Here is a 12,743-nt window from a genome sequence, read left to right on the forward strand (position 1 = left end):
GACCGCCCCGGAAATGACCGAGTTGGATTAGGCCGCGTGCACGCGGTCGAGGAAGCTGTCGACCTCGGCCTTCAGATGCAGGCTCTCGCCTGACAGCGCCTGGGCAGAGGCAAACATCCGGCTGGAGGTCTCTCCCGTCTCGCTCGCGCCCTTGGCAGCGTGACGGACATTGACCGCGACATCGGCAGTACCGGAGGCCGCAGCGCGAACGCTGGCCGCGATGTTGTGGGTAGCGCTCCTCTGCTGCTCGACGGCGGCCGAGATCGAGCCCGCGATGCCGCTGATGCGCTCGATGGTCTGGCCGATCGCCTTGATGGCGGTGACCGATTCCTCCGTTGCAAGCTGCATGCTGGCGATCTGGTTCGATATCTCGTCTGTCGCCTTGGCGGTCTGGCCGGCGAGCGTCTTGACCTCCTGGGCCACCACCGCGAAGCCGCGACCGGCGTCACCGGCGCGCGCGGCCTCGATGGTGGCGTTCAGCGCCAGAAGATTGGTCTGCTCGGCGATCGAGGTGATCAACCTGACGACGTCGCCGATGCGCGCCCCCGCTTCCGAGAGCTGCGCCATGCGCTGGTCGGTGGCTTCGGCCTGCCGTACCGCCTCGGCGGAGATCTCGTTCGATTCCTGCACCCGGCGGGTGATCTCGGAGATCGACTGGGACAGTTCGTCGGAGGCTGAGGCCGCCGTGCGCACGTGCTCGGAGGCGTTCTCGGATGCGCCGGCCGACTGCGCCGACAGGTCGGCGGTGGAGCGTGCAGTGTCGGTGAGTTGCCGCGCCACCCGCTCGAACTCACCGGAGGAGCTCAGCACCTTGTCGAGGATGCCGCCGACGCTGCCGCGGAACTGCTCGACGAAATTGCGCAGCTCCGCCTTGCGCTGCTCTGCCGCGGCAGCCGTGGCCGCGGTCTGCTCGCTGCGCAGGCGCGCCCGCTCCAGCGAGTTGCTCTTGAAGACGGCGACCGTGCGGGCGATCTCGCCGATCTCGTCGGCGCGATCCTCGCAATCGATCTCGACGTCGCTCTTGCCTTCGGCCAGCGCCGTCAGCGAGCGCGTGACCGAGGTCAGCGGCCTGGTGATACGGCGGACGACCAGCAAGGTGAGGACCAGGACCAGGAGCGCGGCGATACCGGCCGCGATCGCCATGCTCTCGATGGCCTGGGTCAGCATGCTCTCGAACTGCGCCATGGGGATGCCGACATAGAGAATGCCGACGACCTTGCCGGTGGCATCCGCGACCGGGAAATAGGCGGTCATGAAGGTTTTGCCGAACAGCGTGGCCGGGCCCTTGTACGCCTCGCCGCGGCGCAGGACGGCCTGCCCGGGATGATCGGCGGCAAGCTGGGTCCCGACAGCGCGGTCGCCGTTCTCCTTCTTCACATTGGTCGAGCGGCGGACGAACTGCCCGCTCGCATCATCGAACACGAACAGGGTCGCGTTGCCGCCGACATAGGACACCGCGCGATCGACGATGGCGTGATCCCTGAACTCCGGCATTTTGGGAATCTCGGCGCGCGCGACCCCGCCATCCCGCATCGTGATCTTCGCGTCGGGAACGACCTCGGCAAAAGCCAGGGCCAGCGTGCGCAAATTGACCTCGATGTCGCGCAGTGCACGATCGTTGAAGGCGGAGGTCAGCGACCAGTAGCCGGCGCCGACCACGAGCGCCGTGTTCACGGCGATCAGCAGCACGGCGCACAGGACGGCCTTGGTACCCAGCTTGAATTGCGGCAAGAACTTTGCCGTCGCACGGTTGGACATGAATGGAACTACCCCCGGAATTCCTGCATATTCATGCAATCGGCTTACGACCGAATTAACGACGGTTCACACCGCCGCACGCGGCATGCTTGCCAAATTGTAAACGAGGCCTGCCCTGACCACGCCAAGCGCGCCGCCTGTCATCGTCTGGTTCCGCGATGACCTCCGCCTGTCCGACCATCCCGCCCTCCATGCTGCCGCGAAGACAGGCGCGCCGGTGATCTGCCTCTATGTGATGGATGAGATGGCCGGACGGGCACCGGGCGGTGCGACGCGCTGGTGGCTGGCGCAGTCGCTGCGGGCGCTCGGCGCCGAGATCGCCACGCGCGGCGGATCGCTGATCCTGCGCAAGGGGCCGGCGGCCAAGGTGATCCCCGAAGTGGCGCGCGAGAGCGGAGCAGGAGCGGTCTACTGGAACGGGATCGCGCAGGCATCGCATCAGGCCGTCGAGAAACAGCTCGAAGCGGCGCTGGCAAAGCGCGGCGTGGACTCGCAGAGCTTCCCTGGCGACTTGCTGGTGCCACCCTCGGCGATCCGCAACAAGGAGGGCCGCGGCCTTCGCGTCTTCACGCCGTTCTGGCGACGGGTGCTGTCGCTGGGCGATCCGCCCAAGCCTCTGCCCGCACCGCGGGAGCTACGCCCTGCGCCGCAGCTCGCCAGCGACGCGCTGGAGAGCTGGACGCTCGAGCCGACAAAGCCCGACTGGGCTGGCGGCCTGCGCCAGACCTGGACCCCGGGTGAAGCCTCGGCCCGCGTGCGCCTCCGCGACTTCCTCAAGCACGCCGCGCGCGTCTATGTCGGCGATCGCGACCGCCCGGATCGCGAGGGGACTTCAAGCCTGTCGCCTCATTTGAGGTTCGGCGAGCTCAGCCCGCGCCAAGTCTGGCACGCCGCGCGCTTTGCCGCAGCGGAGAATCCCGCGATCGGGCCCGGCGTCGAAAAGTTCCTGAGCGAGCTCGGCTGGCGCGAATTCTGCCGCCACCTCCTCCACGATCACCCGAGCCTTGCCACCGAAAGCCTGCAAACGAATTTCGATGGCTTTCCCTGGAAGGGAGACAAGAAAGCGCTCGCCGCCTGGCAGCGCGGACGCACCGGCTATCCCATCGTCGATGCCGGCCTGCGCGAGCTCTGGCACACCGGCGTGATGCACAACCGGGTGCGGATGGTGGTGGCGTCCTTCCTGGTCAAGCATCTCCTGATCGACTGGCGCGACGGCGAGAGCTGGTTCTGGGACACGCTGGTCGATGCGGATGCCGGCAGCAATCCCGCCAACTGGCAATGGGTCGCCGGCTGCGGCGCCGACGCCGCACCCTATTTCCGCGTGTTCAATCCAACTCTCCAGGGCGAGAAGTTCGACCCTGATGGAGCCTATGTCCGGCGCTGGGTGCCCGAGCTGAAAGACGTGCCGGCCAAGCTGATCCACCAGCCCTGGCAGGCATCACCGATCGAGCTTGCGAGCGCGGGCGTCACGCTCGGCAAGACCTATCCGCAGCCGATCGTCGATCACGCGAAGGGGCGTGAGCGCGCGCTCGCAGCCTACGCAAAGATCCGCAAAGGTTGAGCGCTGCTTTGACTCGATTTTGAAACCCGCTATCGTCATCGCTCCATACAAACCGTGGGGGACGATATGGACGACGAGAAGCCGATCACCGAACAGGCGCTGGACACGATCACCACCGCCGTGGAAGCAACCAGCGAAGCCGCAGTCACCGCCGTCAAGAAGGTCAGGAAAGCCGCCAAGAAGGTCGCGAAGAAAGTAGCGCCGAAGAAGGCTTCCAAGAAGAAAGCCAAGAAGGCGACCAAGAAGGCATCCAAGAAATCTGCGAAGAAAGCTTCGAAGAAGGCTGCAAAGAAGTCGTCGAAGAAAGCGGCCAAGAAGGCTGCAAAGAAGGCCACCAGGAAGTCCGCGAAGAAGGCAGCCAAGTCGAAAAAGAAGGCCAAGCGCTGATCGCTGGGCTCGAGCAGGTCTCCGGGTACGGGCGCGCCCGGAGACTTCTCCCGCCCCTACCCTCGCCGCTTGGCTGCGCGCCGGCCCGGGTGATGCTCGCCTTGCGGATCACGAAATTCGCTGCGATGGCCGCGCCGGTCCTCCTTGGCGAAGCGCCTCCGCTTCTCGGATGAGCCGAACTGCTTGATCACCTTCCGGCCGTTGACCTTCTTGATGACATAGCCGCCTTCCGTCATCGAGAACGGCGCCTTGAGCGACCCCATATGGTCGAACTTGGTACCGCGGGGATGCTCGAACGGTTCGAACCAGGACGGATAGACGAAGTTCGACATCGGAAAGCCGTTGACGAGAAAAGACTCCTCTTCCACGGCGTCGCAGACCTCGTAGGCATATTGGGTGTGCCGAGTCTTGTCGGCCCACAGATTGGCCATGGGATCGAGCACCATCTCGAACAGTTCGTGCGAGGCCGCCAGGCTGACCGGATCGTCCTCGCCGAGTGCCTTCAGAAAGATCTTTGAGATCGGCTGGCCGCGGTGCGTCAGCTCGTGCCGCCCGAGGAAGTTCTTGTGGGTGGCGTCGTCAAAATAGAGCAGCTGCCAGTCCGTCGGCTTCGGGTTGCGGGTGACGTCGAGATCGATGGGATAGCCCCAGACCGGCAGGAAATGCTCGTCGTAGCATTTCTGGAGCGCCGCCGTGAGCCTCCCCATCATCCGCTCGCTCATCATCTCCTCGGCGTAGTTGATGCAGGCAATCCGGACCGGCCTCAAGGACCTGCCGAGCAGTGCACGCCGTGCTTTTTTCATGGAAATCACCTTGCCAAAGGGAAGCTGAAATCAGTCCAGCCTAGCACGAGCGCGCGCCGCACGTCAGGGATGTATTCCGACGTACTGGCCTGCCTGCCTAGAAACGCCGATTGACCACGAACACCGCTGCTGCGCACATCGCCATGCCGGCAATCGCCAGCGCATCGAGCTTCTCCCCGAACAGCAGATAGGCCATCAGCGCCGTGACGGCGGGCACCAGGTAGAACAGGCTCGCAACCGAGGTCGCAGCTGCGTGGCGGATCAGCCAGTACAACAGCCCGATCGATCCGATCGAGAGCGCCACGGCGAGCCAGGCAAGCGCGAGCACGAACTCCCGCGTCCAGTGCACCACGCGGTCCTCGAACAGGAAGGCGCCGACCGTGAAGAAGACGGTGACGGCGATATATTGCACGAGATTGCCGGCGCGCCAGTCGATGTGGTTGCAGTAGCGGCGCTGATAGAGCGTGCCGAGCGTGATGCTGATCAGCGACACCACCGAGGCGAGCCAGCCGAGCCCCGCCTCGCCGGTCATCGGACGGCCGTGCAGGATCAGCGCTACACCGCCGAGGCCAAGCACCAGCCCCGCCCATTGCACCGGCGTCACGCGTTCGCCGAGCCAGCGGTTGGCGATGGTCGAGGTCAGGATCGGCTGAAGGCCCGGAATCAACGCCGAGAGTCCGGCCGGGATCGAATGCGCGATCGCAATGGCCGTGCCGCCGAGATAGAAGCCGTGGACGAGAATGCCGGCAACGGCGCTATGCGCGACGTCGACACGGTCCGGCCATTTCGGTCGTGCGATTGCTGCGATGATCGCCATCAGGCCGACCACGATCGCCATGCGAATGGCGAGATAGGTCAAGGGATCGGCGTTGTTGATGATGTATTTGGTGCCGATGAATCCGGTGCTCCAGAGCACGACGAACAGGATCGGTGCGGCGCGGGCGGTCGGGGCTTCTTGATTATGGTTCATTGCCGCCCTCATTGCCCGACCGGGGCCTATGCGGCAACGCGAATTTCCGAACGAGCGATGCTGCGCTGCGACGGACAGCGGGAGCGCAGCTCAGCCGCTCACCATTCTTCCGGACAGGGGTCGATGATCTTCCAGAGCTCGACACCGTTCTTGATCTTCTTCATGTCGGTGGTGAGCCCGCCATTGCGGCGGATCCAGTCCTTCACCGTGTTGGGGTAATAGGACATCAGGTCGGACGTCCCCTCCGCGCTGGTGACCTTGATGCCGAAGGTGAAGGCCTTGTCGTAATAGGCCTGATGGAAGCCGAGGCTGGCGCGCGGCGTCACGCAGATCTTGTTCATCGGCACCATGCCGAGCACCAGGGTGCAGGCCGAGTTGCAGATGCCGTCGATGATGACGCGCTCGCCCTTCTCGCGGACGCGCTTGTACTTGGCCTTGTACTCCTCGACGTAGCCGCCGTGGTCACGGGTGATGTGCAGCTCGGCGCGCGCCGGCGTGGCGGCGGCGACGGAGAGCAACAGCAGGCTCAAAAGCGTGATGCGCATGGTGCGTGACGGCGAAAGCCTTCAGGAATGGACCGGCCTCGAAGGACCCCCAAAGGGCCGGCAACAGGATTCTTAAGCGAATTCTCTTTGGCCATACTTGTGTGGGGAATTCGTTAAGCATCCCGAAAAGGCCAAAAATGGGCAGCCTTCGACCCTGCTCCGGGCAATTCTGTCACACCCACCCGGGAATCGGCGGGATTGGCCCCGATTTCGGGGTGCCGGACGGGTGTCCCGGCGGCTCGAAATGGCTATAAACACCTGACCTATTCGCGCGGGTTCCGGAGAATCGAGATGAGCACGTTGAAGCTTGTAGCCGCGGTTGCTGCCCTGTCGGCCGCAATCCTCGCCCCCAGCCTTGCCGAGGCGCGGGGACACCACCGGTACCACCGCCACTACACCAACCCGCTGCCCTACCCGATCAGCTATCTGCACAATTACGGGCCCGGCGTTACCCCCGGCACCTTCGCCTTCTACGACGGCCCGTCGAACAACCGCTGCTACCAGAGCTCGGCCACCTATATCGGCCAGGACGGCCGCCGGCACCCCTGCTTCTGAGGGGCGCTGGCGCGTCCTCTGCGGGGGCCGCTATTTGGCGGCGCCCGACAGCAGCAATTGCTTCTCGATCTCGTAGACCGGCAGCTTGACGAGGTCCTTGCCGACCTCGCCCTGAAGCGCCTTGCGCACCACGACCGAATAATCGGCGCGGATCATACCGAGCGCGCGTGGTGAGGCCACCATGGTCAGGGCCGAGGTCTCGCCCGCGCTGACGGCGGCATCGAGCCGGCCGGCCAGGCTCCGCAGGAAGGCACGCTCCGCCTCATCGTGCCAATCGGTCTGCTCGACCGAGCTGCGCGCGCCGCCGACGGCGGCGTTCAGCCGGCCCGGCGCATCGGTCCCTTGCGCACTGGTCGAGGGATTGGGCTGCTCGTGCACCTCCCGGGTGTGGAGGTTCGGAAACATCTCGTCGCCGAGGTTTTCCAAAATGAGCGCCTTGCGCCCGTCGCACACGATCAGCCAGTCACCCTTGTCTATTCTCATCTTGTCCATTGCACAGCTCCAGGCAATCTCGCGAGCCTGCTCTTCGAATTCCTCGAAGCGCTGGCTACGGCAAGACTAGGGATGAAGTCGTGCCGGCGAATTGCGCAGGATCAAAGATGAACGCAATGTCCTGCCAGGCAGCGCCAGTGCAAGCGCAGCATTGGTCACGCGCGCGAACCTGGGATAGTCTTGCGAAGCGAAAGGTCAGGTCTGCGGCGAGCTTTGCTGAAGATTTGTTCATCAGCATTACATTTCGGTTCCGCCACAATTTGATCAGAACAACTTCGATATCCTGTATTGCGTAAGCAGAGGAAGACATCATGAATCTCAAGACTGGCCTCGTCGCCGCATCCCTGTTCGGTGCCATCATGGCATCACCGGCGGCGTCCGCCATGCCCATCGCGCCCGCACCTGCGACGCCGCAGGTCTCCGACGTCGAGCAGGTCCGCATGGTCTGCGACGCCTGGGGACGCTGTTTCTGGCGCCCGAACTATGATGGGTATTACGGCCCGCGGCCGTATTACGGGCCCCGATATTATGGGTATGGGCCGCGCGCCTATGGGCCTCGCTATTACGGACCACGCTATCGCCGCTGGTGATTTCCAAAGGGGCCCTCTCGGGCCCCTTCGCTTTTGCGAGATCGCGCGTTGTGTCCATTCGCGTGCTCGCGGCTTGCGTGGAGCGATTCCAAAACTGATCTAGATCAAAGATGAAATTCGATGTGCCGTCATTCTGCGTCGATGGCGGATTTCATTGTTTTCCGATGCCCTCAGACGGGCATGAATGTGCAGACGCATCTCGAGAGGCAGCCAAGGCCTGACGAGCGGAGCCTTGACGAGCGGAGGCTTGAGGGGCGGCGGCTCGAGGGGCGGAGCTTCGAGTCCTTCGCCTGTCCCGCCTGCACGCGTCTCCATTTCATCGACCTCGCCTCAGGCCAACCGATGAACCGGGACCGTTGACGGTGACATCGACCCGCCGCGCCGCGTGGCATGATGTCCGCAATACTACGGCCCGGAATCCGGTTTACTGAATCATCCTGTTTCGCCATTGATTGCGATGTATCGATTTTCATTTAATTGTCACATTTCAGCATTCGGCCAGAAGCATGTTCTTCGACGCTCTCGCCCCCTCCTCCGCGCTCCAGTTGATCCGGTTTTCCGATGTCGACGCGTTTCGACCGGCCGAGTCGATGGAAGACGCCCGCAGCATTCCGCTCGACGTCGCCAACTTCGCTGCGGCGCGTGCGATCGTGAACCTGCCGGGGTGCCGGATCATCGTGGCGAGGTCGTTTGCGCGGATTCTCGATACCGCCTATCGCGCACCGGGCGGCATGGTGATCCTGCCGATGACCGACGATCTGCGCGCCAGCTCGAGCGGGATCGAACTCGACTCGCGCGTTTTCATCGCCTTGCGCGGCAATCATCATTGTCATTTCGTCGAGCATCAGACCAACTACCACGCGCTGATCATGTTTTCCCCCGCGCTCAGGGATCGCGGCTGGTTCGATCGCGCCGATACATTGTGGGTTCGCATCGCGGACCCCGTGGCGCATCTCTACGCGCGTCAGCTTGTTCTCGACATCCTGCGGACCGCGTCCGTAGAGCCGCACATGTTCGAAACCACCGAGGTCGCCGCGCATCTCCAGGAGGGCCTGTTGCTCGCCCTCGACGACCTGTTTCAAATCGACCAGTCGTCTGATCGCACCGCCCCGAATGCAGGCGCGCGATCGGCCAGGCTCGTGCAACAGATCGACGATTACGTCTCGGCCTATCCGACCGCTCCGATCTATACGGCCAATCTCGCCGGCGAGTTGGGCGTTTCGGTCCGAACGCTCGGCGGCGCGGTGAGCAAGGTGCGCGGCATGAGCCTGCATCAATACATCCGCCTGAAGCGGCTGTGGGCCACACGCTCGCGGCTGCTCAAGGGCGGCGGCGCGACGGTCGCCACGTGCGCACGCGCCCAGGGATTTCATCACCTCGGCGAGTTTGCCGCGGCCTACCGCGCGACCTTCCACGAGGCGCCCTCCGACACGCTGGCACGGGCCCGCCACACCTGCCGTTCCGCAAGCTGAGATCACGGGTTTAGCGGTGGTGATGTTGCTTGGGCCCACGGCGCCGGGCCGCCAGGGAACCTGCTCCTTCGAACCACGTTAGCAAGTCCGAGCAATGTGCCGCGGCCCGCCCCGGGGCGCACTGAAACACCCCGCGCAACCCACACGCGGGGTTTTTCTCACCGTCAACCAAGTGGTTCAGGGAAATGAATGTCCATCAGCCGCAATCTGTTGTTTCTGATCATCGGCGCACTGGTCGTCACGGCAGCCGTGCTCGGCTACAACCTCTACCAGGCGAAAAAGCAGCCCGACGGCCTGCAGATCAATGTCGGCCCCAATGGGCTGAAGATCCAGGGCAAGTAAGGGGACCCGCGAATTGGGCCGGCCGGGCCTCAAGGCTCCGGCCTGGCAAGTGGCGCGCTCGGAGAGATTCGAACTCCCGACCCTCGGAATCGAAATCCGATGCTCTATCCAGCTGAGCTACGAGCGCCCCGGCCCGGGTATTGGGCCGCAACCGAGAAGCGCCTGACCGCGGCTGGCAAGCCAGCGCACCGGACGGCGTTCGGATGGGTTCGAATTAGCAGAGAGATTGACCAATAAAAAGCCCTCCCCGTCTCGTTTCGAGACGGGTCGGAGGCGCCCTCACCAAGTCGTATTGAAGAGACCGAAATGGGGCTGCTGGGCGACCAGCATCATCGGCCGGCCCTGATACGGCGCCGGGTGCGCCCTGGCGACCTTGCGCTTGGGCTGAGCCTGGACCTGAGGGAGCTGAGCCTGCGCCTGAACTTGCGGCTTGGCCTCGGTCTTCCTGGCCGCAGCGGCATTGGCCTTCGGGGCCGGCGTAAACTGGGCGAAGGTCTCGCGCACCCGGGCCTTGGCCGACATCTCGGCCAGCTCCGGCGAAGCGGCCTCCTGCACCGGCGGCTGAGGCGCAACGACCGCAGCGGTCTTCACTGCGGGTGCGGCAATCGTCGGCTGGCTGGTGTCGAGCACGACACGCTCAGGCAAGTGGCGATCCGACCGGATCCGGATCAAGGGCTGATCGTTGCTTGCGGTGACGATGGCCCGTGCGACCGGTTGCGATGGCAGAACGTAATCCGCCGCGAACAACAGTGCGAGCAACGCTCCACCGACGAAAACGAAGTACCTGAAAATGGGCATCGGCCACGCTCCGCCCCCCGCATCCCCGCGTGGGCTCTTCGCCTTAAACCGGCGATACTCTAATTGGTTCCTGCACCCGGCCCTTGGTTCAAATGGCAACGCCAAGTTTTTTGGCCAAGGGCTGCGGACAGTAACTTTTCCGCTACCGGGAACTGCCGGGCGTTACGCGCGCCGTGCTGCGACCAGCGAACACTTCGCCTGATCGGCGTTAACGTTGATGAAGCCGACAGCGATACGCGCAAAGGTCTTGCGGCTCTTCATCGTTACCGTGTCGGCAAGCACGCGGCTGCGGTCGGTGAGATGACTGCCATCGCGCCGCGTGAACGCGCAGACGATCTCCAGATCCTTAACGGCATAGTCATTGTCGTTTCGCAGCGTGAACGTTACCAACGCCTTCGAGCCGAGCCCGCCACGGCGCCAGGTCTGCGATGAGATTTTGAGGCGATCGAGTTCTGCCGCGGCTGACGCCTGAGCTTCGGAAATCGGCGAGACCGCCGCCGCCGTACTGCCCGGAGGTGCCGGTTCGACCGTTGCCACGTCAGACTTCACCGGCTCGGTGCTGTTGCCCCTGGAGAGCGGCAGCAGCATCCACACCCCGCAGCCGACGATGATCGCCGCCAGTAGCCAGAGCAGGCTTCGCCCGAACGAGACGCTCGCGATCGTCACGGCTCGCGCCAGGCGCTCGCCGCTCCCGGCGAAACGTCCCCACCCGATCCGGTCAAACCTGGCGTTCATGGCTGTATCACCGACCGCGGCCGGAGTTCGTTCGACGACGGACTCGGCCACTGTTTACCTTAATCCGGGAGACGAACTAAGGTTCCCGCGCTCAGGCCGAGTCGGCAAGGACGGTGGCGATCACCAGCCGGGGCCGCTAACATGCGCTGCAACATCGAAGACCCCGTTGGGAGAACATGAAATGCCAGTCGTCGTCACTTGGGATCACGTCCATCTGCGCAGTCCCGACCCGGAGGCCACAGCGGCCTGGCTGCGGGACATCCTCGGCGGCGAGGTCGTGCGCGCACCGGGACGGATCGACGTGAATCTCGGCGGCGCAAAGATCTTCATCGCATCACTCGAGGGCGACAACGCCGTCAACCCGCCGCCGCCGCACCCGCATCAGGGCCTCGACCATTTCGGTCTCACCGTGAAGGACATCGACGCCGTCGCGGCCGAGATCAAGGCCAAGGGCGTCACCTTCACGCGCGAGCCGACCACGATCCGGCCCGGCGTGCGCATCTGCTTCATCCGCGGCCCGGAAGGCATCTCCATCGAGCTGCTCGAGCGCGACAAGAAATACACCTGACGCGGCGCCGCATCTGAGGTCGACGAGAGGCCGGGCGTGCGCTCGCCCGGCTAACTCATGCTGCCAGGCATAAAGCAGCGGATGGCGACGCCCATGTAGCCGTAGATCGGCCACACCATGGTGCGGCCGACCCGGTTCGGCTCCGAGATGACGGCCTCCTCGGGCACGTCAACCCAGACGAGCTCCTGCTGCTGGCCGTCGAGCACGTGGCCCAGGCGCGGGATGCGGACACGATAATGTCCGTCCTTGCTCTCCCAGTCAGTGTCCGAGAGCGCCGAGCCGTCGGCATCGGAACAGCAAGGCCCCTTGCCGCTGCGCAGGCCGTCGAACCACGCCTTCAATTCGGCATTGGTGTTGACGAACTGGCCGCGGTCGCGCGCATGCCCCGAGGGGACTGCGAGCGCGATCAAGGCCAGGGTGCAAGTGAGGCTCACCATGCTTCGCCAGCGTGGCGCGCCGCCAGTCGGCCGTTGTGTTTCGCAAATCGTGGGACGCACACTGTACAGACGCGGCTCATCGCCGCCGGAATCGATCCAGTTGCTCACGTTTGTCTTGCTCCAGCACCCCGCGGCCAGTGCAACAATGGTTATGCATTTCGCGGGCCAACTTGATTCGCAACGACTGGCCTCGCGTCATGATCAGACAGTCATGGTGGTGTCATAGACAAGCCGGGACAACTACGGCTGGCGGCGGCAAGATCGCACCGCAGCCCGGCAAACTGCCGCGTTGCGCGCGGGAACGCGCTTTGGCATAAAAGCTCTACCGGTTACGCCGTTGGGCGATGGCGGCCGGCCTGTGGGACGTGATGAAGAACGGCCTCTATTCGATTCACGTGAACCTGCTCGATGGTCGAGTCGGCAAGGGCAGCGGCGTGATTCTTTTTCGCGACGGCAAGATTCTTGGCGGCGATGCGTACCTCTATTACACCGGCAGCTACGTCGTGAAGGACGACCACACCTTCAAAGGCGAGGTGCTGGTGCAACGGCACACTTCGCCGCGGGGCGATGACAATCCGCTGTTCGGCGGCCCTGCCCCGGTCGGCATCGGCGTCAGCGGGACCTACACGGACACCCGCGCCGAGATGACGGGCACAGCGCTCGTCGGCAAGGCCAGCCTGATTTTCGGCGCCACGCTGCACAAGCTCGCGGAAGCTGATTAGGCGCGGGA

General features: G+C 64.3%; 17 protein-coding genes and 1 tRNA gene. 9 read left to right on the top strand and 9 right to left on the bottom strand.

Going from position 1 to position 12,743, the window contains the following annotated elements; all coding sequences use genetic code 11:
- Nucleotides 1-27 precede the first annotated feature (27 nt).
- The gene (locus tag AC0L3X_RS33295) at nucleotides 28-1,758 is read right to left on the bottom strand and encodes a methyl-accepting chemotaxis protein (RefSeq protein WP_283016816.1); all 1,731 of its coding nucleotides are present in this window, start codon (nucleotides 1,756-1,758) and stop codon (nucleotides 28-30) included.
- 169 nt (nucleotides 1,759-1,927) lie between these two features.
- Here AC0L3X_RS33295 and AC0L3X_RS33300 point away from each other — a divergent pair, with 169 nt between their 5' ends.
- Together AC0L3X_RS33300 and AC0L3X_RS33305 are read left to right on the top strand one after the other, a co-directional pair.
- Entirely contained in the window at nucleotides 1,928-3,319 is a 1,392-nt protein-coding gene (locus tag AC0L3X_RS33300) for a cryptochrome/photolyase family protein (protein WP_283018886.1), read from the top strand.
- A gap of 66 nt (nucleotides 3,320-3,385) precedes the next feature.
- Nucleotides 3,386-3,706, top strand: coding sequence for a histone (locus tag AC0L3X_RS33305; protein ID WP_071912924.1), 321 nt, complete (start codon nucleotides 3,386-3,388; stop codon nucleotides 3,704-3,706).
- 56 nt (nucleotides 3,707-3,762) lie between these two features.
- On the opposite strand, the gene AC0L3X_RS33310 is transcribed toward AC0L3X_RS33305, so the two are convergent.
- The 3 genes from AC0L3X_RS33310 to AC0L3X_RS33320 form a co-directional block, all read right to left on the bottom strand.
- Nucleotides 3,763-4,509 (bottom strand): hypothetical protein, encoded by a 747-nt coding sequence (locus tag AC0L3X_RS33310; RefSeq protein ID WP_063982651.1) that lies wholly within the window; start codon nucleotides 4,507-4,509, stop codon nucleotides 3,763-3,765.
- A 97-nt stretch (nucleotides 4,510-4,606) separates the two neighbouring features.
- Complete coding sequence (locus tag AC0L3X_RS33315) at nucleotides 4,607-5,479, bottom strand: DMT family transporter (RefSeq protein WP_283016817.1); 873 nt, start codon at nucleotides 5,477-5,479, stop codon at nucleotides 4,607-4,609.
- Between the two features lie 98 nt (nucleotides 5,480-5,577).
- The gene (locus tag AC0L3X_RS33320; RefSeq protein WP_063982650.1) at nucleotides 5,578-6,024 is read right to left on the bottom strand and encodes a hypothetical protein; all 447 of its coding nucleotides are present in this window, start codon (nucleotides 6,022-6,024) and stop codon (nucleotides 5,578-5,580) included.
- Nucleotides 6,025-6,315: 291 nt separating this feature from the next.
- Between AC0L3X_RS33320 and AC0L3X_RS33325 the strand changes: the two genes are divergently transcribed.
- Nucleotides 6,316-6,579, top strand: coding sequence for a hypothetical protein (locus tag AC0L3X_RS33325; RefSeq protein ID WP_063982649.1), 264 nt, complete (start codon nucleotides 6,316-6,318; stop codon nucleotides 6,577-6,579).
- 30 nt (nucleotides 6,580-6,609) lie between these two features.
- On the opposite strand, the gene AC0L3X_RS33330 is transcribed toward AC0L3X_RS33325, so the two are convergent.
- Entirely contained in the window at nucleotides 6,610-7,071 is a 462-nt protein-coding gene (locus AC0L3X_RS33330; protein WP_283016819.1) for a host attachment protein, read from the bottom strand.
- A 311-nt stretch (nucleotides 7,072-7,382) separates the two neighbouring features.
- Here AC0L3X_RS33330 and AC0L3X_RS33335 point away from each other — a divergent pair, with 311 nt between their 5' ends.
- The 4 genes from AC0L3X_RS33335 (at nucleotide 7,383) to AC0L3X_RS33350 (ending at nucleotide 9,475) form a co-directional block, all read left to right on the top strand.
- Nucleotides 7,383-7,661, top strand: a complete 279-nt coding sequence (locus AC0L3X_RS33335; protein ID WP_071912916.1) for a hypothetical protein — start codon at nucleotides 7,383-7,385, stop codon at nucleotides 7,659-7,661.
- 141 nt (nucleotides 7,662-7,802) lie between these two features.
- Complete coding sequence (locus AC0L3X_RS33340) at nucleotides 7,803-8,021, top strand: hypothetical protein (protein WP_225048974.1); 219 nt, start codon at nucleotides 7,803-7,805, stop codon at nucleotides 8,019-8,021.
- 146 nt (nucleotides 8,022-8,167) lie between these two features.
- Nucleotides 8,168-9,133, top strand: a complete 966-nt coding sequence (locus AC0L3X_RS33345; protein ID WP_283016820.1) for an AraC family transcriptional regulator — start codon at nucleotides 8,168-8,170, stop codon at nucleotides 9,131-9,133.
- A gap of 189 nt (nucleotides 9,134-9,322) precedes the next feature.
- The gene (locus AC0L3X_RS33350; RefSeq protein ID WP_167768065.1) at nucleotides 9,323-9,475 is read left to right on the top strand and encodes a hypothetical protein; all 153 of its coding nucleotides are present in this window, start codon (nucleotides 9,323-9,325) and stop codon (nucleotides 9,473-9,475) included.
- A 50-nt stretch (nucleotides 9,476-9,525) separates the two neighbouring features.
- Here AC0L3X_RS33350 and AC0L3X_RS33355 read toward each other — a convergent pair.
- From AC0L3X_RS33355 to AC0L3X_RS33365, 3 genes are all read right to left on the bottom strand, one after another.
- Nucleotides 9,526-9,602, bottom strand: a tRNA-Arg gene (locus AC0L3X_RS33355).
- Nucleotides 9,603-9,754: 152 nt separating this feature from the next.
- Nucleotides 9,755-10,273, bottom strand: coding sequence for a hypothetical protein (locus tag AC0L3X_RS33360; protein ID WP_283016821.1), 519 nt, complete (start codon nucleotides 10,271-10,273; stop codon nucleotides 9,755-9,757).
- Nucleotides 10,274-10,435: 162 nt separating this feature from the next.
- Nucleotides 10,436-11,008: a hypothetical protein gene (locus AC0L3X_RS33365; RefSeq protein WP_283016822.1), complete on the bottom strand. Its 573-nt coding sequence runs from the start codon at nucleotides 11,006-11,008 to the stop codon at nucleotides 10,436-10,438.
- 181 nt (nucleotides 11,009-11,189) lie between these two features.
- Here AC0L3X_RS33365 and AC0L3X_RS33370 point away from each other — a divergent pair, with 181 nt between their 5' ends.
- Nucleotides 11,190-11,576, top strand: a complete 387-nt coding sequence (locus tag AC0L3X_RS33370) for a VOC family protein (protein ID WP_283016823.1) — start codon at nucleotides 11,190-11,192, stop codon at nucleotides 11,574-11,576.
- 50 nt (nucleotides 11,577-11,626) lie between these two features.
- Here AC0L3X_RS33370 and AC0L3X_RS33375 read toward each other — a convergent pair whose 3' ends face one another.
- The gene (locus AC0L3X_RS33375) at nucleotides 11,627-12,121 is read right to left on the bottom strand and encodes a hypothetical protein (RefSeq protein ID WP_283016824.1); all 495 of its coding nucleotides are present in this window, start codon (nucleotides 12,119-12,121) and stop codon (nucleotides 11,627-11,629) included.
- Nucleotides 12,122-12,381: 260 nt separating this feature from the next.
- Between AC0L3X_RS33375 and AC0L3X_RS33380 the strand changes: the two genes are divergently transcribed.
- Nucleotides 12,382-12,735: a GrlR family regulatory protein gene (locus AC0L3X_RS33380; protein WP_063986297.1), complete on the top strand. Its 354-nt coding sequence runs from the start codon at nucleotides 12,382-12,384 to the stop codon at nucleotides 12,733-12,735.
- Nucleotides 12,736-12,743: the final 8 nt, after the last annotated feature.

The sequence above is a fragment of the Bradyrhizobium sp. MI1.7 genome (genome assembly GCF_055811795.1).